The sequence below is a fragment of the Rania fehmarnensis genome, from assembly GCF_056494185.1.
This window is the reverse complement of sequence record NZ_CM151398.1, coordinates 6,708,823-6,729,949: the sequence shown is the minus strand read 5'-3', so window position 1 is coordinate 6,729,949 and position 21,127 is coordinate 6,708,823. Positions and strand designations below refer to the sequence as shown.

General features: G+C 54.0%; 15 protein-coding genes. 4 read left to right on the top strand and 11 right to left on the bottom strand.

Going from position 1 to position 21,127, the window contains the following annotated elements:
- Positions 1-85: 85 nt before the first annotated feature.
- The gene (gene ybeY / locus SH573x_RS22860; protein WP_479350139.1) at positions 86-565 is read right to left on the bottom strand and encodes an rRNA maturation RNase YbeY; all 480 of its coding nucleotides are present in this window, start codon (positions 563-565) and stop codon (positions 86-88) included.
- A 309-nt stretch (positions 566-874) separates the two neighbouring features.
- Between ybeY and SH573x_RS22855 the strand changes: the two genes are divergently transcribed.
- The 3 genes from SH573x_RS22855 (at position 875) to SH573x_RS22845 (ending at position 4,443) form a co-directional block, all read left to right on the top strand.
- Positions 875-1,951, top strand: a complete 1,077-nt coding sequence (locus SH573x_RS22855) for a DUF1559 family PulG-like putative transporter (protein WP_479350137.1) — start codon at positions 875-877, stop codon at positions 1,949-1,951.
- A 259-nt stretch (positions 1,952-2,210) separates the two neighbouring features.
- Complete coding sequence (locus SH573x_RS22850) at positions 2,211-2,600, top strand: transthyretin-like family protein (RefSeq protein ID WP_479350135.1); 390 nt, start codon at positions 2,211-2,213, stop codon at positions 2,598-2,600.
- An 85-nt stretch (positions 2,601-2,685) separates the two neighbouring features.
- On the top strand, positions 2,686-4,443 hold the full coding sequence (locus tag SH573x_RS22845; RefSeq protein WP_479350134.1) for a dockerin type I domain-containing protein: 1,758 nt from the start codon (positions 2,686-2,688) through the stop codon (positions 4,441-4,443).
- Positions 4,444-4,592: 149 nt separating this feature from the next.
- Here the strand turns inward: SH573x_RS22845 and tnpA are convergent, their stop codons facing one another.
- From tnpA to SH573x_RS22830, 3 genes are all read right to left on the bottom strand, one after another.
- Positions 4,593-5,042: an IS200/IS605 family transposase gene (gene tnpA / locus SH573x_RS22840; protein ID WP_479350132.1), complete on the bottom strand. Its 450-nt coding sequence runs from the start codon at positions 5,040-5,042 to the stop codon at positions 4,593-4,595.
- A 245-nt stretch (positions 5,043-5,287) separates the two neighbouring features.
- Positions 5,288-5,995, bottom strand: coding sequence for a PEP-CTERM sorting domain-containing protein (locus SH573x_RS22835; protein ID WP_479350130.1), 708 nt, complete (start codon positions 5,993-5,995; stop codon positions 5,288-5,290).
- 110 nt (positions 5,996-6,105) lie between these two features.
- Positions 6,106-8,469, bottom strand: a complete 2,364-nt coding sequence (locus SH573x_RS22830) for a polysaccharide biosynthesis tyrosine autokinase (RefSeq protein WP_479350128.1) — start codon at positions 8,467-8,469, stop codon at positions 6,106-6,108.
- 819 nt (positions 8,470-9,288) lie between these two features.
- On the opposite strand from SH573x_RS22830, the gene SH573x_RS22825 reads away from it, so the two are divergent.
- The gene (locus SH573x_RS22825) at positions 9,289-9,738 is read left to right on the top strand and encodes a hypothetical protein (RefSeq protein ID WP_479350126.1); all 450 of its coding nucleotides are present in this window, start codon (positions 9,289-9,291) and stop codon (positions 9,736-9,738) included.
- A gap of 279 nt (positions 9,739-10,017) precedes the next feature.
- On the opposite strand, the gene SH573x_RS22820 is transcribed toward SH573x_RS22825, so the two are convergent.
- From SH573x_RS22820 to SH573x_RS22790, 7 genes are all read right to left on the bottom strand, one after another.
- Positions 10,018-12,435, bottom strand: a complete 2,418-nt coding sequence (locus SH573x_RS22820; protein WP_479350125.1) for an O-antigen ligase family protein — start codon at positions 12,433-12,435, stop codon at positions 10,018-10,020.
- A gap of 466 nt (positions 12,436-12,901) precedes the next feature.
- A complete protein-coding gene (locus SH573x_RS22815; RefSeq protein ID WP_479350123.1) occupies positions 12,902-13,123 on the bottom strand; it encodes a hypothetical protein in 222 nt (73 codons plus the stop codon).
- 36 nt (positions 13,124-13,159) lie between these two features.
- Positions 13,160-13,894 carry a PEP-CTERM sorting domain-containing protein gene (locus SH573x_RS22810; protein WP_479350121.1) on the bottom strand — a complete coding sequence of 245 codons (735 nt, stop codon included), beginning with the start codon at positions 13,892-13,894 and terminating at the stop codon, positions 13,160-13,162.
- Positions 13,895-14,628: 734 nt separating this feature from the next.
- On the bottom strand, positions 14,629-15,567 hold the full coding sequence (locus tag SH573x_RS22805; RefSeq protein ID WP_479350119.1) for a S1 family peptidase: 939 nt from the start codon (positions 15,565-15,567) through the stop codon (positions 14,629-14,631).
- Positions 15,568-15,787: 220 nt separating this feature from the next.
- A complete protein-coding gene (locus SH573x_RS22800) occupies positions 15,788-17,557 on the bottom strand; it encodes a dockerin type I domain-containing protein (RefSeq protein WP_479350117.1) in 1,770 nt (589 codons plus the stop codon).
- 806 nt (positions 17,558-18,363) lie between these two features.
- On the bottom strand, positions 18,364-19,866 hold the full coding sequence (locus tag SH573x_RS22795) for an exopolysaccharide biosynthesis polyprenyl glycosylphosphotransferase (RefSeq protein WP_479350116.1): 1,503 nt from the start codon (positions 19,864-19,866) through the stop codon (positions 18,364-18,366).
- A 180-nt stretch (positions 19,867-20,046) separates the two neighbouring features.
- Complete coding sequence (locus SH573x_RS22790; RefSeq protein WP_479350115.1) at positions 20,047-21,045, bottom strand: class I SAM-dependent methyltransferase; 999 nt, start codon at positions 21,043-21,045, stop codon at positions 20,047-20,049.
- Positions 21,046-21,127 lie beyond the last annotated feature (82 nt).

Sequence of the window (21,127 nt, the reverse complement as noted above, 5' to 3'; positions counted from 1 at the left end):
CCAACTGAAACGCGATGTCACCTTACGAAAGACAAATGAACACGCAGCCTAAGATTAAGAAAAGTTCAGTTTGCGAATGGGTTGTTCAATAGGAGACATCGTCCCAGCGCGCTAAATGCTGATCGGCCCCTACAACTTTTAGAGCCAAGAGGCAGGCACGTTCAGCTGCGCGCATTTCACGTTGGTCCTCTGGTTCCCGATCATCGAGACCCGCCAGATGCAGGAGACCATGCACGATGTATAGGAGTAGCTCGTCTTGTGGCTGCCATCCGGCCGCCGGGGCGAGTCGAGTGGCCGTATCCAAGCTGGCAATGATCTCGCCTTCAACGCTGCTGGACTCCTCATCGACTTCGAAGACAAAGCTGATGACATCGGTCGGCCAGTCATGCTGGAGATGTTCGCGATTGAGCTGATGGATCGTAGCATCGTCGACGATGGCGATACTGACCTCTAACTTTGCCAACTCAAATTCTTGGGCCACCCACAGCGCCGCTTGCTGGTAGCGACGACTGTCGTCTCGGCAGTCAACCTGACAATTGATCTCGAGTGTGATCGATGGCTTCATGGTTTGGCGAATTTGTCGACCGTTGTCAACATGGTTGGGGTGCTCGGATTAACCAGGTCAATATATTGGCTGAAAAGGCATAGCAAATTCGCAGCCGGAGTTGGCAGGATGTTACCTGTTCTTAGCGGTTCGCCACTTGCAAAACTTTCGCAAATCAAACCGCCCATTGCTTGAATGTGCTACTGCGATTCGTTATACCAAAGCGACGAAAGTTCTCTTTTGCGATCTCGCGGGCAGCCGGCGTGTCCTTTTCAGTTGCCGACCGACGAGGTCAGTCTATCGCAATTCTTTATTTAGGGAATCGAGCGTATGAGTCGTAGGAACCGCGACCGGGGTTTTACGCTGGTTGAGCTGTTAGTGGTGATTGCCATCATCGGCATCTTGGTTGGTTTGTTGTTGCCAGCTGTCCAAGCCGCTCGCGAAGCCGCTCGACGCATGCAGTGCTCCAACAACCTCAAGCAGTTTGGCTTGGCTGTCCAAAATTATCACGATACTCACAAGTCCTTTCCATCGGGCTACATCGCCGACATCATTCCCCCAGCCGTACCCAATACGGCTTCGATGATGTCGCTGACCAATCAATCGCACTGGTCTTGGGGAGCATTGATTCTGCCGTTTATCGAACAAACGGCCCTGCACAATACGCTCGGTGTCGGCCAGCGCACGCTGTGGCAGAACTTGCAAACGCCGGTCGGTTTGGCGGCCCTGAGAACATCGCTGCCAACCTATGTTTGTCCCTCGTGCCCAGGTCCGCTGTTGAATAACTTCGATCAAAACCTGGCCGATAATCCAGCCGATCCTAACGCATCCTGGTACAACCGCCACGTAACCAGCGACGGTTCGGATCGCATCGCCATTGCCAAATCGAACTACGTCATGGTCGCGTGCACTAGCGTTAGCACCACGCCACCGGTGTGGCCTCAATATGGTCCCGCCACCGGCATGGGCTGGCTCAATTCCAAATGCCGCATGGCCGACGTGACCGATGGTACTAGCAACACCGCCATCATCGGTGAACGATCTTTCCGCTTCCACAACTTGAATGTAGGTGCGGGCAATGCGCTGGGTTTCAGTTCAGTCACTTGCACGCCCGGCACCAGTGCGGGTATCAAAGCCGCCGGCATGTGCGTGTTGGGCTTGGCCTACAACGGCATCAACTTCAGCTCGACCAATCGCGTCCATCAACCCCGCGGTTTTCACAGCAACCATGTCGGCGGCGCTCAGTTTGTCTTCACCGATGGCTCAGTGCACTTCATTAGCCAGAACATCGATTACAACTTCAGCACGATTCCCGGCGCACTAACCAACGGTGCTTGGATCGATAGCACCTACGAACGCCTCTTAGGCAAGGCCGATGGTCAACCGCTGGGTGACCTCGGTTTCTAAGAATTGTACGTAGCCGAACAGCCGTAGCCGAACAGTCGTAGCCGAACTCGCCAGAGTTTGGAAAGCGAATGGAATATCATCCAAACTCTGGCGAGTTCGGCTACGGAATATGGAATATCATCCAAACTCTGGCGAGTTCGGCTACGGAATATGGAATATCATCCAAACTCTGGCGAGTTCGGCTACGGAATATGGAATATCATCCAAACTCTGGCGAGTTCGGCTACGGAATACACAAGTAGATTTCTAAATAAACGGGATGAGTATGACTGGATTGAGAATGCTGGGTGTGTTGGCAGGTTTGTTGGCTCTAGCGTCGGGTTGCACACCGAGTGACCAACCGCCCTTGGGTCGTGTATACGGCAAAGTGACGTTGGATGGTCAACCGTTGGCTGGCGTGATCGTCAACTATCAACCCGAAAGCGGACGCGTCGCGACGGCCGAAACCGATCCTCAAGGCAACTACGACTTGATCTACATCTATGGCACGATGGGCTCCAAGGTGGGACCCAATACGGTCACATTCCGGTGGCCTGATGGCGTCGAAGGCAAGCAGCCGTTACCCAAGAAGTACACCGGCAACGCTGGCGAAAAAGTCGAAGTCAAAAGCGGCAAGAATAAAATGGATTGGGAGTTGAAGTCCAAATAAGCCGAGGGCGTTAGAAAAAATCAGCACGCTGGCCAGGCAACTGATATAGTACTGAGCAACTGATTGCCGACGGAGTGGCGCTGGAATGTCGCCTACCACCCCGATATATGTAGTAGCCATGCCCATCGATCCAACGCAGCCACGGGTTAGACTTCGCGCTCGACAACTCACTTACGAACATTGCGAGCCGCGGCGGTTGTTGGCGGCGATCGAGATATCCCCTCGCGAACAACTGCTCCTGGAACTGGTCAATCGAGCTCGAGCCAATCCGACAGCCGAGGTGGCGTTGTATGGCATCGATCTGAATAAAGACTTGGCACCCAATACGATCAGCGGCACGCCCAAGCAACCGCTGGCCCTTAATGCGTTACTCTCTAGCGCGGCCAGGGCATATTCAGACGACATGGCTGCGCGCAACTTCACCGATCACGTTAATCCCGAGGGGCAGGGCTTTGACCAGCGATTTGCCGCACTGGGTTATGGCGGCCCAGGCTATGAGAATGTGGGCTGGGCAGGTTCGACTGGACCTATCGATGCAAATGCTTACGTCTATGAGAATCACAAGAACCTGATACTTAGCACCACTCATCGTGTAAACATCATGCGTGACAATGTGGATGAAGCGGGAACTGGCGCAGCTACGGGAGTCCACACACATCAAGGCGTCAATTACAACGCGAGTAAAGTTGCCCAACTATTCGGCGTGTCGCAGAACCAGGTCTTCATCACAGGTGTCGCGTTCAGCGATGCGGTCACTGCAGATGCTTTCTACACGATCAATGAAGGCTTGGGTGGTATCACCGTCACGGCTCGCGCCAGCAACGGCACCAGCTTTGAAACTCAGACCGGCAGCAGCGGCGGATATTCGTTGGCAGTACCCTCCGGCACATACGATGTAACATTCTCCGGTGGTTCGCTCAGCCAGCCTATCACCTATTACCAGGTGCCAGTTGGTTCCAGCAACGTCAAAGTGGACTTGAATACATCGCGCGTGGCGACGTTGGAATGGTCGACGTCGATTACCAACGTTAGTGAGAACCTAGGAGTCTTGAATGTAACTTTGGGCCGCTCGGGATACACGGCAGGTTTATTGTCGATGTTGCTCACCAGCAGTAACACGTCTGCAGCCACAGTTCCCTCAGTGGTTGGATTCGGACCCGGCCAAACGTCGGTTACTGTACCCATCACGATTCAAAGCAACGCGGTGATCAACGGAGACCAGACCGTCACGCTTACGGCTCAAGGCACCGGTGCCAGTACTGCGGTGCTGCAACTCGTAGTGACCGATGATGACCAGGTGCAATTAACGCTCGAGCCCAGCAGTACCACGCAGAGTGAGAGTGGCAGTGGAGTAACGGTCAGCGTCAGGCGTAGCGGTGCTACCACTGCGCCGCTGGTAGTGACGCTCAGCAGTGGTGATGCGACCGCGGCGACAGTGCCCTCCAGCGTCACCATTCCCGCCAACGCAGCCGCCGTTGACTTCTTGGTATCGGCGGTTGACGACAACGTTTTGGATGGCAGTCAGCTGGTGCGCGTCTCAGCGGCCAGTGGCTCGAGTTCGGCTGCCAGTTTCTTGATGACGATCCTGGACAACGAAGTTGGATCGGAGTGGACTAACGATTTGAACTCGGTCGATGTCAACAACGACGGCAACGTAACTGCGCTGGATGCATTGCTGATCATCAACCAAATCAACGCCGGATCCGCGGGCCCTTTGCGTGATAGAGTTCTCTCTGCCCCCGGCTTCTACGACGTCAACGGCGATGAAGACTTAACCGCTCTGGATGTGCTGCTGGTTATTAACAAGGTCAATCGCAATTTGCAAATTACCGGCGGCGGTTGATTGCGCTTGATAGCCAGGTATGTTTCTTTGATCGAAGCGTTTGATTGTAGCAAACTCAGAGTCCAGGCCTGAAGGGCCGGTAGAACGTTAGCCGGTCGCCGTAAGGCACCGGCGTGCTGAGGCGCCAAGATGGCATCGGCTTGCTTGTGTCAATCAAACACATGTTCAGGGTCATATTCAACCTCATGATTCTGTAGAAGCATGAGATACTCTTGTTCAAAAGTTCCCTTAGTGTGATGCTCCTGCTGAGTGGCAATGTAGTTGTAGACTGTATCCTTGCAAGACACACTGACTGAGAAGGCACCATAGCCATCTTGCCAGTGAAATTTACCTAAAACCCACTGTTGCTCATTCATGTGCTTGCTGACATTGGCTTTCATTCGTCCAATAAAATCGCTCACGACCAACTTGGCAGGAATTCGCGAGAGTATATGCAGATGATCGAGGTAGCCGTTAACAATGATCGGGTAGCCTCCCAAGTTTTTGCATACCACGCTGGTGTATGCATGCACATCGGGTGCAATTTCATTAGTCAAGAGTTTGAAGCGGCACTTGGTGCTAAAGACGACATGATAAAGCAACTGTTGATGAGTGCTCATCTATCTGTATCCTAGAATCGCATTGGACCACTGACCACCATGCAACTGCCGGTGCCTTACGGCGACCGGCAGAGGTTCTGTCGGCCCTTCAGGCCTGGACTCCTAGTAGTGAGAGTTTACCCGCTTCGATCCGAGGCTGCCGTATTGCACTTGATAGTCAGCTAAGTTTCTTTGATCGGAGCGTTTGATTGTAGCAAACTCAGAGACCAGGCCTGAAGGGCCGGCAGAACGTTAGCCGGTCGCCGTCAGGCACCGGCGTGGGCTCGACGTCTTCTCCATACCTGACGGGTGCCTATGGCAGCGAGCAGGATCAGGCCGAGTGACGATGGCTCTGGGACAGGCGTTACAGAGAGGCTGAATCGGCCACTTAGCTTCCCGCCGCTATACCCATATTGAAAACCGGAAACCGTGATCTTTTTGTCGGCAATGATGAACGCCTGGTTGCCGATTGTAGCTGGTTTCAAATTGGTATTGGGATCGCCATAATCCTGCACCAATTTGCCAGGGCCGACGTAATTAAAGGACGTCACCGGTGCGTCTTGGGCATTGTATACAGTCAGATCTCCCGCATACCCACCGACGGATGGATTAAATGTGGATACCGAATCGCTGAAGAAGAGATTCATTCCCGCAGTTCCCCCGGGGCCGAAGATCGTCGTCGTCTCAAAACTGTAGTCAGTGGTATTTGTCAACACAGTAAAGGAGATCGCACGGTCAAGTGCCGTGTCAGGTCGGACGCCGAGGCCTTCCCACACATAGAGATGGTCGCCAAAGTCACCATCATTCGTCGAATAGCGTGAGTTAGAGCCCGAATCGATAGAGCCATCACTTTCAGAAGTGTATATTTGCACACCCGTCATATACACCGTAAAGTCGCCCAGCAACATGGGGCTGAGCGCGCCGCCGGTAAGGCTTAGCCACAGCAATACTGCCAGTCCAAATGTCGTTCTCATGGGATTCAGTAATCCTTCACTAACGGTTCGTTCACCAGTAAACCACCGGTCAAAGCGGAAGCTGCTTTCGAAATGCTTGACGCATTCCGCTACGGTTTTGAAATGCTTGTTCAGCCGGCCATTCGCTTGTCTGTCTCAACTTCCTGCTGGTCGGTGTATTCTTCATGAACGCGATCGCCATAGCTTCGAGCGTAGTATTTATAAGCGCCATATCGATATTCGTAGCTGCCGTAGTCGTAGTAGTGTGACAAGCGTTCAACTTGATTGACCACCACACCGACAATGTTGGCACTAACGCTGTTCAAAGCTTCGACGGCTTTTTGCGAGGACAAGATGACACCTTTGCGGATCTTCATCACTAACAACACTCCGTCACACAACCCGGCTAACGCCAAGGCGTCGGCCACGGGCAGAATGGGTGGCGAGTCGATGAGGACCATGTCGTAGTCATCTTTCAAGCTTTTCAAGAACTCGGCGAAACCTAGCGATTCCAGAAACTCGCTGGGATTGGTCATCGCTTTGCCGGCGCTGACCACACTTAAATTGGTTTGTAGTTCGGTAGTACGAATCAACGCGTTGGTGTCGATATCTGCACGAGTCAGATCTTTCAGACCCGGCTGAATGGTCAGGTCAAGATACGCATGGCAACGCGGGCGGCGCAGGTCGGCGTCGACCACAACTGTGCGAGCACCGGCTTGTGCAAAGCAGGCGGCCAGGTTCAGGACCGTCGTCGACTTGCCATCACCAGCTGAGGGGCTGGTGATCAGAAAGCAGTTCCCACCTTCTTTGGACGCGTAATGCGCCAGGGCTGCTTTGCAGGTGCGATACGCTTCGGTCGTTTGCGAACGCGGATTGCTGATGGCCACAATACGGCCGGAGCTACCGGCATAAAATTGCGATGTGGAGTGTTTGGCGATCCGACCAATAACCGTCAAACCCAGGATTTCTCGAATCTCTTGCGGGCTGCGGTAAGATAAGTCCGAGGCATCCAGTAGCAACACAATCCCCACGCCAATGATCAATCCCAAGGCGATAAACGGTCCCATCGCTTTGGTGAGTACCGGCGCAATCTGTTCGCCGGGCAAGGCGCTGTCGATGACTCGAACTTTCGTCGGTGTGTGATGACTGGCTAACAAGGTCAAGCTGGATAGGCCGTTGAGTATTTCCTTGATGTGTGAATCTTTTTCTTTGATCTGCGTGGCTAGATGATTCAGCTCCTGAATGTCGCGTTCGACTTCCTTGACTTTCTTGTCGCCGACCGCAATATCCCTGTTGTAGACATCGAGCAAACTCTTAAGCCGCTGGGCTTCCCGTTGCAGGGTGGCCATGTATATGGTGACGACCTCCTGTTGAAACGCGGTCATCGCAGATTTTGACGCGTTGGGCAGGGGCCGAGCCTGGCTGGTGCTGGCGTCATTCAAACGTTTGCGTTGGTCCCTCAAGCTAGCCAGCAAACTGGTTTGGGAAGCAACTTCATTCAGTGCACTGGCCAGCGTGGGGTGCTTTTCGCCAACCGTTTTGCGGATGCGTTGAGTCCGCAGCTGCAATTCGTGCAACGATGTTTCAATACTGACGATGCGATGCGTTAGCTCGCTGATAAGTTGAGTATTCGTCTGTGGCTGTGGCTGTTCAAAATTGGGAGGGCTGATCGACAAGCTGCGCATGGCTTCGGCCGCCAGGGCTCGCAGCAGTCCAGCCGCTTCGGCTCCAGTACCGTTTTGTATGTCGCGAATGCCCGCGATTTTGTCAGCGACTTGTCGATACTCTCGGTCACGCAAAATACGTTGATTCTTGAGCTCTGCCAACCTTTGCGAATACGGATTAATGAAGCGGCCAGTGACCGCGTCGGGTGAAATGGCTAGTCGATTGACGATCGACGCATAGCGGTCTTCGGCTTGCGTTTTTTCACTGGAAAGTTGTTGTTGTAGCAGGCCCACTAGTTCGGTCGAGGACTTGCCGATCGCCTGCGAATCTTCGCTGAGTATATCTTGGTAAGCGGTCACCACGCTTTCTAGAATGTGCGGGAGATCCATGGGCACAGGACCTTGAGCGACTAGTTCAATGGTGTCCACAGATTTGTCAACAGACATAGCTGATACCATGTCTTTCAGGACAAGAACCGGCTCCGACTCACCTTGAAACGTTGTAAGTTTTGCCAGCCCGCCATCTTCAACAGCTTTGGTCAAGACAACTTCGCTTTGAAGCAAGTTGATGTGCTTGTGCGCAGTGAGCGGTTGCTCTTTAAGATCACCGCCAACAATGTGGGGTGCCGCCTGATTCCAAATCATGAGCGTGAGTTTGGAGGCATAGAGCCTGGGCTGCTTGACGTACTTGAGATACCCCAAGGCGCAGGCGGCCGTGAGGATAAAAAGCAGAAATAGTTTGCGGCGCAGAATCGCGCCCAGCCAATCGAATCCGGGTTGTTTGACGACTGTGCATAGGGCGCTATGCGAGGGGACAGTCTGGTTATCCATGTCGGCTCCATTGCCTGTGTTGGTACTTAGTCCATTAAGTTACCGAGCGGGGGAATCGCTCGCCTGTTACGATGGTTGTCAGTTTGGCGTGATCAGCCCATTGCACGCCCGCGGAGGCCGCAAAGTCATCCCAACTTCGCCCATTTACTTAGAAATCGCATTGTGAGTCAACGTCAATTTGCCACATGGCACTCTGTGGAATAGGCTTCCAGCCTGTGACTTCTGTGGCATAGGCTTCCAGCCTGTGTGATGGGAGGGGCAAGCGGTCACCTCTCCATGCGCAGCATGGGGAGGTCGGAGCCAGCGTTAGCTAGGCTCCGGGAGGGGTGAGTGCATGAACAGTAGCCGAAGTCGCCAGACTTTGGACGCCTCACCGATCAATTTCCAATCTCTGCCGTGATCGGCTACGTAAAGACCCCTCCCGAATCTTGCTAAAGCTCGATTCGACCTCCCCAGGGCGAAGCCCTGGAGAGGTGACATGCGCGGCGCATCTGCCTGTGCGTTCTTGCCGCAGTTTCTGGTAATGGACCACCGTGAGCCCTAAGTCGCTACTTACGCCCAAGCGTCAACCACAAAGAAAGCGAAAATTTCTTAAGCATTTATTCAGTTTTATAATATTTAAAATGTCCTTGAATATCGTCCAACGAGAGTATAATCTCTGCGCATCAACGTGAATTGCACCTCTGGTAGCGGAATGTGTCCAGCATTTCGATATCGCCCTGTCGCCCCTGGTTAAGCTGAACGACGAAAGCCTTGACGGCTTCCGCTACGGATGGCGAGTAGAGATTGGGCTCACACAGAGCTCGAAAGAGATTGCAAATGTTGATGGTGTTGATCCAAGTCGTAGCCGCATTGCTGCTGATGGAGTTCATGGCGGTCGGTCTCGCTTGGCCTTGGCAGAAAGTCGCGCATGACAACTGCATTCGGCTCGATGGAACTCGTTCGACCAATCGCAGCATCTTAGAAAAGCAAGCCTACAACCAACTCCGCCGCGAACTGCTCTTCGTTTTGGCGTTGATATCAACATCGGGCACGATTCTGTACTACGCCTCCGATCAAACGTTGGAGCCTTCGCGTGCCTACGCGATTTGGGCAGGCGTATGCTTGGCCACCCTCGTGTGGCGATTGCAACAGAGCTATCGCAACTGCGCCAAGGGCATCATCACTCGTCGCAATGAACACACCCGTTACGATATGGGTCGCTGTGAAGTAGATGTCGTTTCTAATGACCAAAACGCACAGCGACTACCTCGGGCCGCGCGAGCATAAGTGACATAGGCGTCACCTCTCCATGCGCAGCATGGGGAGGTCGGAGCCAGCGCTAGCTAGGCTCCGGGAGGGGTGAGTCCTTCAGCCCTTAAGTCAAACGTAACGCCGGCCCCCTCCCGCAGACTTCGGCTGAACGCCTCGTCTGCGACCTCCCCCAGCTTCGCCGGGAGAGGTGACATGCATAGGCTTCCAGCCTGTGTCTTTTGTGGCATAGGCTTCCAGCCTGTGTGCCCTGGTGGCATTTGCTGAACACAGGCTGGAAGCCTATGCCACAGGTGACTACCGCCGGCTGGCGGCGGATTCGATGTCTTGCATAAGCTTGGCAACTTGAGGGCGGTTGCCGTGGAGATTGTTTAAGATGCGGACCTCGTTGCGAGCTTCGTTGTAACGCTCGGCGCCTAGCAATAACAGCGCGAACTCATATCGCACTTGAAAGTCGTCGGGCTTGTAACGCAGAGCTGTACGGAAAGCTTTGATGCTGGCATCGAGCTGACCAAGCGCAGTGTAGATGCGAGCCGCCGAGGCGTGACCATTGAAGACCTGCTTCGATGGTCGCGTCGGCAACCAATCATCCAAGCCTTGGGCTGCCCGCTGCAATACTTCGTTCTTAATAACGGTATTGGTTATCGACCGCGAAGCTTGCCACTGTACTTGGGGATCATCGGGCAAGATCGCCGCCAGGGTAGCGCGCAGGCTAGATTCGTCAGCCGCCGCCTGGTCACCAAGGGCAGTTTTCAGAATGTCCGTTAGCTTATCCGAAGCGAAGACCAACGAGTCATGCCAAATCTTGTAGGCTTCGGGCACCTCGCCTTGTTCGAAGTGCAGCTCGCCTAGTGCAAAAGCAATCTGCGGTTGAGTTGGGTGCAAGCGATGGGCGCGCACCAAGTATTCAGAACGCGTCAGCCCGCTGGTCACCAGATCGTGATACTCGTACAGCCAAATCGGCGTCTCGTAAACTAGCGGACACAATTGACGAGCACCAATGGCTAGCTCCAGAGCCCGGCATCTCCAAGCCTGTTGATCAGCCTCCACATTGGTGCGCCGAGCAGCGGCGATGCACATGCGGGCTAATTCCAAACGCAACTCGACACTCGAAGGATTGAACCGCACGCTATTGATGATCGCAGTCCGCGCCAGGTCGTATTGATCATCGGCAATCGCTTGCCGCCCTTGCGCCCGGAAAAAATCTCCTTGAGCCTTGGCGCTGGCTACTTTGACGGCATTGGCACTCAGGACACATAAGCCTGCGGCCAAGGCAAAGCCGAGGGTCAAACGGACCCAACCGACCGATGACCGCGACTCTCTTGCGCCAGCGCTCAAAGCCAGTCCTAACAGCATCGCTGCCAGCGCACCATTGGCAGGTATGCGCAAACCAAAGTCTCCCAAGCTGTGCAGGAGCACGGCCAACAATCCCACCACTGCCCCGGCCACAATCGGATTACGCCGGGCGGTTCGCAAGCTCGCTGGCAACCAAGTAGCGATGAAGACGATCATCATGGCTACGACCAGTCCGCCATACTCGCTGGCCACATCCAGAAACTCGTTGTCGGCGCGGGCAGCTTGACTTCGAATGCTGTTCCAGTCTCGACCGCCGCCGGTGAACATCGTTTCCCAATAACGAAACGTCTCTCCACCGCTACCCCACCAGGGAAACTGCAGCCAGGTATCGCGCGCGGCCTGCCAAAAGTACCAACGACCATCTTCGGTATAAGCATCGGCTTCGGAGAGCGTAGCCAAACGTGACTCGAGCAGGTCAAAGCCGACCCAGTAGAACAGCCCAACGATCAGCAGAGCAATTCCGAAGTAGGCGATGAACGATGCCAGGTTGGTGGTGCCAGGGCGATAGCGGATAGCCAACACGACTAAGATGCTAATGGCACCAGCAACTAAACCGCCCCGCGAAAGGCTGAGGAACACGCCGGTTATCTGCAATGCTAAACAAGCCAAGATGCCCAGCGTTATTGGATCATGCTGCACGCGCGACCAGGCGAAATACGGCCGCTCGCGCCTTTCAAGGAATAAGCCGAGCGTCAAGCCCAACAGACCATTGGCATAAAACGGGTAATGATTCTTGTTGATGAACGGACCATAGCCCGAGGCATTTTCGAAGTACCAGTACATGCGTTTGAATGCACCCGCTGGTCCTTGGCCAATGGCAAACACCGCCAACATGGCCCCCGTGATGGCCGCCACAATCGAGAGCCGGTAGAGCACAGCCCGTGGATCCTCAAAGCTGCTGGCCACTGCGATCAGCCCAGCCAGCAAGGCGATGTGCATCAAGAACCGATGGCTGCCATCGGGATTGAGGGAACTGGCCGTAGCCAGCCAGGCGGCCGGTGGCGTTATGGCTTGATCCACAGCGCAGACCAACGTCTCTGGTGGCGCAGTATTGAGCGAGCTAATCAGCGAGACTTTAGTTTCATCTTGCGTGAGCGGCGTATCGTAGAGCGGCAGCGCCACCAAGGCCACGATACCCAGTAGCGACAGCACGGGCCAGAGCGTTGAAGCTAAGAGTCGCCCGGCCAGCTCAGGACTCATCGCCAGCCGCGCAGCCCAGAGCACAACCGAGAGGAAAATGGCCACCGAGATCCACATCTCGAAGTATGGATGAATACATCCGAAAGGCCACACAGCCAAAGCCACCATGGCCGCCAAGAGAGCTTCTTGCGCGTATGCTAATCCAGTTTCAATTTTCATGGCTGTAGTATCGTTGAAGAGGGGGCGCCCGTCACCTCCCCAGGGCCTGTCACCTCTCCAAGGCTTTGCCTTGGGGAGGTCGAATCGAGGCTTGGCGAGATTCGGGAGGGGTCTTGGAAGTATAGGTGGTTAGTACCGCAGGAGTCTTGCCTAGCGCAGTGCCCCCTCCCGCCGACGACGGCTGAACGCCGCGTCGGCGACCTCCCCCAGCTGCGCCGGGGGAGGTGACAGACACCTCTCCAAGGCTTTGCCTTGGGGAGGTCGAATCCCCCAAGATCTATGTCCGTTGTTCATGGCGATGCCGGGCACGTAGCCGATCTCGACAGATTAGATGCACATTCTCACAGGCTGGAAGCCTATGCCACATTTCACAAGGGAATTCACCTCCCCCCAAAACGAAAAAAGGCAAGTCACAAGTGACTTGCCTTCTTCGTGTTTTTGTTGAAGCGACTAACGGCTAATAAACTTAGCCACCAGTGCGGCACTTCAGAGGACGAGCACGAGCGGTGAATTCCCACTCCTTAACGTCTTGAGCATCAGCAACCACAACCGCAGTTGCAGCAGGCTGAGCATCGCTGAAGTAGTTAGCTTGCATATCAACTGCACCGGCTGGGGTAACAGTAGCAGCGGTCAGCAAGCCAGCGCCGAGCACAACGGCTGCGGCCATAAATTTCAAAGTTTGCTTCATGTCGTACTCCATGAATAATCTCGGACTTTTCAGAATCTAGCCTAGTTTAACGATTCGGCGGAAGAAAGCAAGGCCTCCAGCCATTTTTTCACGTTTGCGGAAGAAACCCAATCCCGATGCTGCGGCCAAAGCCAACAGACCAGTGCTTGGTTCAGGTACAGCCGATACATTGGCGGCCAGTGCGTAACCGATTGGGTCGGTGAAGCGGGTCAGAGCCAAATCGCCGAAGTCTTGTACCGACGAGCCATTGCCCAGGTTGGTGTAAGCAACACCCCAACCATTGGTGCCGTAATCCAGATCCGCAGCCACCGACAACCAGTATTTGGTTCCCGAGGTAACAGCAAAATTAGGAATGGCCGCAGTGTACGAGAAGTAAGCTGCATTGGCACCACCCAGGCTGGTTTCGCTGGCCGAACCCACGTTGTAGGTCGCAATCACAGCCCCAGGCGCGTTGGCGTTGTCCGCATAGAACGATACCTTGAAGTTCGGTGCTAGCGGTGTAGTGCTCAAATCTTCGTAAGCACCAATCCACTGGACGTTGTTGGCTACGCCAGTCGTCGAGAAGGTGAAGTCATCATAAATGATGGCAAATGACGTCAAGTTAGGAGCCGTGGCTCCCAAGTCATTTTGCGAGATACCGATCGTACCATCATTAGGCGGCGTACCGTACGTGACTGGTGTGAACGCACCCGGAATCTGCGTGATAAACTCGGCCTGGGCCGAGAGGCCACAAAACAGCACTGCGAGGGACACAAGTGTTCGAATGACCATCTACTACTCTCCTATCGACGACTCAAGAAAATTTGATCGAGATCTATGGCTAGATACACACATACCCGTGACAGACTAAACGGATCGCCCGGCTTACGCAAGCATCCCAAACCAATTATTCCCGAAATAGTTTGCATTCCGCAAAGTCGAGTTCGTCATACAAAATACTGTACAAAACGCGCGCTGGGTGTTTCATCCACCCCCTATGTAGACCGCTCTCGTGAGCGACTAAGTAGAGCGGCCCGCAGGGCGGGTCGTAGGGCGGGTCTCCAGGCCCGCCCACCATCGTCCACCCCACTCCCAGTAACAGCCCCTAAGGGCCCCAACTAAGCCGTAGGCGTTACCCTCGGTTCTTGGACTAATGTGGCATAGGCTTCCAGCCTGTGGGCGTTGGAGTGCGGTGCCAACTGGCACTCTCTTTGGAGTGCGGTGCCACCTGGCACCGCTTTGATGTAAGCGTTGACTATGCCGCAGCCTGAGTCACTCTGAACGCCCGTATCACTTAGTTGGAGCAGGCTGCGCTTGGGAGTTTTGGTAAAACACAGGCTGGAAGCCTATGCCACAGAGTCACTCTGAACGCCCGTATCACTTAGTTCGAGCAGGCTGCGCTTTGGAGTGTGGTAAAACACAGGCTGGAAGCCTATGCCACATCACTCAAAGCGCAGACCAATGGTTTGCAGATACTTGGTTAGAGGGTGCTGAGCGGCTGGGGACAGCCGCTCTACACAAGTCGCTCAGCGTTCCAGCAATTTGGCGATCTGTTCAGCGGGAACATAATACGCTTCGCCGCTACTGTTGCCGCTGGCAATGCCGATGACGCTGCCGTCGGCTTTTAGGAGTGGGCCGCCGGACATGCCGGGATCTGAGGCCGGCGAGCAGATCCAATATTTGACCTTGGGACTCTGCGGTTCACGCGCAGCCACCTGTTCCCGCAACACCGAAGCCACCCGCAACACAGGAGTCTCTTGAGCAGTCCAGCGAATTTGCCAGGCATCAAACGGTGCCGCTGAGACTGCATCGGCTTCGGTAGCAGCATCAACCAGCTGTAATGGTCGGACAGGTAATTCTTTACTGATCACGCGCAGCACGGCCACATCATGCACCTTGTCCTGCGCGGCCAACCAGACCATGCGATGCACGCGGCCCTGTGTTATCGCTTTGGAACCGGAGGTTGGCTTGACAGGTAGCGTCGCCTGGTCGGTCGAGCTGAGTTGCTGGAAGAAGCTGGTTACTTCAATGGTCTGCCCTACACTGGACACGCGATCGCCATTGATCACGTGGGCAGCAGTCACCACATCGAAGCCATCTTCGCGTACGCGAGCAATAAAACCCGTGCCCCCAACCTCCGCGTTCGGCAGGGCAACTTGGACCACGGTCTCATTGATCAATGAGACCAAATCGGTTGGTATCTGCTGGGTTGGCGGCTGTTCGATTGGTTTGGCCGGATCAGGAACCGGGGCTAGCGCCCTCGGCTTAGGAACCGGGGCTAACGGCCTCGGCTTAGTGGCAACTTCTTCCGCGCAGCGAAAATCATCTTGCGAAGTCGGCACATGAGTCTGGACCGTGGGCGCCGCAGCTTTAGATCGCGACTCGCGCAGATCGCGCAAGGCCAACCAAGCGATCTGCCCTACGATCAAAGTCGCAATCAGAATTGAGCCTACGAGTTTAGCCATTAAATTCCATCCTAGATATCACAACAAGTGTATCGCCCGAGCGGCTCACCGTCACCTCCCCCCCACGTAGCAGCGGCTGTCCCCAGCCGCTGAGCACCCTCTAACCCAATCCTCTACCGACCGTTAGTCCCGGGAGGGCGAACGTCCTCGTGAGCCCAACACCGCTCAGAACAACGGACAACGTCCCGGGACTCTTCGTGTCCTTCGTGGTGCCTATTCCTTACCTGGCCTGTCGCTTTACGCGATATTCAATCTCCGGCGCCAACCACGCGAGCGCCCTGTCTTCCCCTTCACCGCTAACCGAACGATTAAGTCGATTAATCACCAACAGCGCATCGCGGGCGCTCAAGAACGCATCGCCGCTGACATCGAAGAACGCATCGCGAGCATTCTGCATATCCGACATGCGACCGATATGACCCAAATTAATTTGATTGATAATTAATAAAGCATCGATGGCACTAACCGCGCGGTCGTTATTAACATCCAAGGCATCACTGGGGTTGGTCCACTCCGAGCCGGTCTCGTCATCCATAACGGTTACAACCAAGGTCGCATTAATCGCTGCTGTGGCCGCAGCGGTGATGGTGGCCACCTGGCTACCATCCAGCACCGAATCATTGATCACCGTCACATTAAATTGCATGGAGGTATTGCCGGCCGGAATAACCACCGAGGCAGGCACAGTGATGGCCGTCGTATCGCTGCTGGTTAGATGAACGGTCATCGGAAAGCGCGTAGCAAGTTCGCGTGAGAGCGTCACACTGATCGTCGAACTATTCTCTGAAACAATCTGAGTGGTCGTCGCCAGGCTCAGCTTCATCAGATCGTCATCGGTCACATTCAGCTGCACGGCAGCGACCGACGCGGCGGGCGCTGAGGCGGTGATGCTGGTCGTGGCATCGCCATCGGCGCGGGTGTTATTCAGGATGGCAATGTCAAAGCTCACGCTGGTTGCCCCGGCCGGAAAGGTGACCGTGGCCGGCACCGTAGCTACCGTGGTAGATGAACTTTGTAGTGAAACAGTCAAGGCCTCGGCAGTAAAGCCCGAGCGCGAGAGCGTCGCCGTGATCGAACCTGAGTTTTCTGGCACCGTCGCATTGGGCACGGTGATACTCAGCACAGCGGTGCGTGAGGTATTCAGATCGACTTTTTGATTCAGCTCTTGCACCGTCACGCTCGGGTAAGCGATCGGCTGAGCCAGTCCGCCACCGGAGAAGGTCACGGTGTAAATGCCTGCGGATACCGGCAGAGCGTAGCCTCCGCTGGAGCCGGTTTGCGTTTGATAGCTCGTGCCATCGCTGGCCTTGGCGGTGACGGTGATACCGCCCAAGCCTTCGCCGACTGAGTAGAAGCGGTCGGCTTGCACGTTATCGTTATACGCCACGCCGGTGATGAAGACGGAGTTTTGGGAGATACCAAAATCTTCGGTCACCATGCTGGCGTTATAGTTTGTGCCGCGTGAAGTGAAGACGCCCACGACGACGCCGGTCCCCAGTTCGTCGAAGGACTCTTTGAGAATATTGGTGCGATGGCCGGCGCTCTTGAACAAACCTTCGTTGTTCTGGAGTAAGTAATCCACGGCGTTGATTGGAACGGTTGAACCTTTCCACGCGATATTCTCGCCCCAGCCGCGGCCCGTATAGCCAGCCGCATCCAGCCGCGCTTCAGTGCCGATACCACCGGGATCCGTATGTGAGAAGAAGTCGCGCGTAATCATATCGGCCGAGTAGAGCCGCGCCGCATTGGCCAGTGCTTGGTTAGGGGCCAGCGGTTGTTTGGCTGAGGTGGTGATTGTACCAGGCGGCAGATCTTTATTCAGATCGATCCCAAACCGCGCCGCTTCAGCCGCCGGGTTAGCCCGCGCGCGGTTAACCAACTCGAGCAGCAATTGTTCTTGCGCGGAGATCTCGATCCCCGCGAGCAATCGACGCGTCTCAAAACATTCGATCGCTAAGATGCGACGTGCCAACCGGGCCAGCGGCTTCATCAACGGATCCTCCGAAGGTTCATCTCATGTAGAGCGGCTGTCCCCAGCCGCTCAGCACCCTCTAACCCAATCCTCGACCGACCAACTGACCCGGGAGGGCAAAGGTCCTCCGGAGCCAGCAGCGGGGGCCCGAAGCGGCTACCACGAAGGACACGAAGAGCACGAAGGACTTCCATCTTCGTGCTCTTCGTGTCCTTCGTGGTGTGAATCTGCTTTTGGACTGTAGTATTGGGCTCGTCTGAGCATTCGTCCCCCACCACACTAGACGCAATCCGCACCTCGCTCGTAACCCAATGGCCGCCCAAAGCTCAAAATATCACTCAAAAATTCTCCTCCGCATCCTCAGCGTTTCAACCACCCACCATAAGCCAGCGCGCAGCCTTCGGCCACCACTGCCCCCAACACCGTAAACCCCACATCTTCCCATTCGAAGAAACGCCTTGGAAGCCAAAACTGCAGCACTTCAGCACCCAACAAGACCGGGCGAATTGGACGTGTCCACGCACTTAGCAATCTTTGGCGTTGAGGCTGAAACTCAGAGTTGCCGGTTTGTTGCAAGGGCGGCAGGCAAACAAGCAGAGTCAGTAAAGAAGGTGCAAAAGTTGCCAACCTTATCAAACAACACCAAGCGAGTTGTAGGAATGGCAGTTCGTCTGCTCGAGGTCAACGGTTTAGCAAGAATTAGAGAGCAACTGTGTGCTCACGGTCGGGCATTGACCAGGAATCCTCGCTGAATCGTTCTGGCTCGAAAACTTGCTGCATAGAAGCGCACAAGTGAAGAGATCAGTCATCTGGCGAATATGCGGTCAATACGCTCCCTCTTGGAGAACAGCAGTTTTGATAGTTCTCCAGAGAATATACAAGTCCAGCGTACATGACCAGTTCTGGATATAAAAGCGAGTAAAACGCACGCGTTCTTCATACTCAAGGTCATTTCGCCCTGAGATTTGCCACAGGCCGGTGATCCCCGGCCGAACAGTAACGTATAAGTCGTAAACAGGGCCATACTTTTGATGTTCATCTTCCAATATGGGTCGAGGCCCGACTAAGCTCATCTCGCCCATAAGCACATTAAATAGTTGCGGTAGCTCATCTAAGCTGGTCTTCCGTAGGAACCTACCGACCATAGTGATTCGAGGATCGTGCTTGAGTTTATGGTCACGTTCATAAGCGACTTTCTCTTCAGGGTGCAGCTTAAAATGCCGATCCAGCACATCTTGGCCATTGATAAGCATGCTTCGAAACTTCCATGCATGAAAACGCTCGCCTCCGAGACCGACTCGCCGTGATCCAAAGAAGATTGGTCCGCTGGAAGTCATTCTTACAACGACAGCCAACACTGCAAAGACGGGAAGCAAGATGGGCATCGCAATTAGGACGAGCGACACATCCATCAGGCGTTTTGCTAACTTAGCCCCGGGAGCAGTAACCGCGTTGTAGCAATGAAGTTCGAGATGCCCATGCTGCTCACTGAGTCGACTTCTTTCGGTAGGATGGCACCGGAGTTCTGTAGGAAAAACCACGTGAGGAATGCCATGGTACGCTTGGAAGTTCAACTTATTTCCCGAGCATGGGTTCGTTAAGAGGAGACGACAAGCTCGCGTCTGCTTCAATAAAAACTCTATCTGAGAAACGTGGCCAAGGTAAAGCCCGTCACCCTCATCAAGCCACTGAACGGGTCCCTCGTGAGCAATGCCTACTGGTCTTAATCCTTCATGGCGACTCTTTTGAAGCCGCTGATATGCTTGAATCGCCAGTTCTCCATCGCCGACGATCACAACAGGTTGGGTCCACCAATCACAACCTGCCAGAACTGCCCTGGCAAGCGAGCGGCCGAGAACGAGTGTTAGTGGGAGTGCTATCCCAAAGTAGAGGATTCCGAACATCGACCAAACCGCAGTGCTTGTAGCACTCATGGCAAAACCAAGGGCGACTGCAGACACGACTATCAAACTTGTGCGTAAAATCCTTCGGAATTCAAGCGAATACGGCAGGCCGCAAGCGGGATAAAGACCGTGCACATGTTGTATTAATAGGGTAAAGCCAATTAACCCAACGACGGAGCTCATGTGTAATGAGACGCTATCCCAATCAAGAAATGCGCCGAGCAAATAAAGCATGAACACGCTGGTAAAAACGGCAGCTGCATCCATCACAACTAGAGGAGCCCCTGTAACCCAGTCATGGGACGACTGGATCCTACCCAGCTGAACAGCAGTTGACGCACTGACAAATGGCTGCGACGCGTCTAACGTAGAATCAGTAAATGCCGAAGTCGAGCTTGGCGATACTTTAGGTGAAACAACCATTTTTGCTTCCTTGTGTTACGAAAGAACAAACGCCGCGCACGTTGTACGCTATCTTGTGTATAGCCAAAGCGATATTGGCTATGGAACAGTGTGCTCTACGCTTAATACGCTGAAGCGGCTTTAAATAACGCGCAGCGTGCCCAATCCAGATTTATCGACATCACCTAGCGAGGCTAACGACTACTCTGGTAACTGGGCAATTGCAACCAAATTGTTTCCCCAAGGCTTTTTTGGGAAAAGTCGAGCTAAGCACCTAACACCCAACATTTCGACAAACTCTATTGGAATGCGGATGGCATCTTTCATCTTCCCAACCTTCCAATTTAGTTCATTAAACTGATACGATTGCTTGTGGTTATACTCTGCGAAGACGCGTATGCAATTCAATCCATGGTGCGACACGAGTTTCGCAATGCTCTCGCCATTGAACGCATGAAGGTGTCGAGGAGGGTCGCAGCAAATCCAGGGAGTTCGTAAGAATGTACCTATGGATGAAAAAGTCTGGGTTAAACTCTTTGTCGTCTTTCGAATGTAGGTAAGCGCCCAGGGGATTCTAATATAGAACTCCTTACAACCTTGATTCGGAGTCGCCAGAATCAGGATTCCGCCAGGCTTTAATGCCCGTTTGTACGCAGCAAACAGTTCATCGAGGTTCGGGCAGTGCTCGATAACGTGAGTGCAAAAAATCATATCAAATTTTTTCCCGAAATCATGGGATACTGGGTCTGATGGAATTATCTCGAATGCATTTTCGAAATTCCTCCGAGCGTAGTCACAGGCTTGATGATCAATATCTACTAACGTCGTGCGGCATCCAAGCACCGAGAACCCGTTCGCATAATATCCGAGTCCGCCCCCCCAGTCCAACACGTCGTAGGGCGGAGCAAGCCCGGTGAGATTAAGACAATCTGACACGACTTTTTGCACGCATTTGTTGACCTTTTCAACGCGAGTGGAATGCCTCTCGTTCGGCATGGCGAACAAAAAACCGTCGTAAAAGTCCATTAACTCTTGATTGGTAGGAATTGGGAGACTGCAAACGTGCGTGCAGGCGCGACAGCGGTATATCGAGTAATTATCGTTTCTTTCGATAACAAGGCTCAGTTCCCCTTTACACACTGGACATACAGTAGCTTTAGAGCGAGCATCTCCTAAACTATTAAAAACTAATTGCGTCATTCTAGCACTTTCTGCGGATCACAACTCACAATCGCGAGCCGTGGACAAAGGTTTTGGCTTAAACCATTTAATTCATAAATTC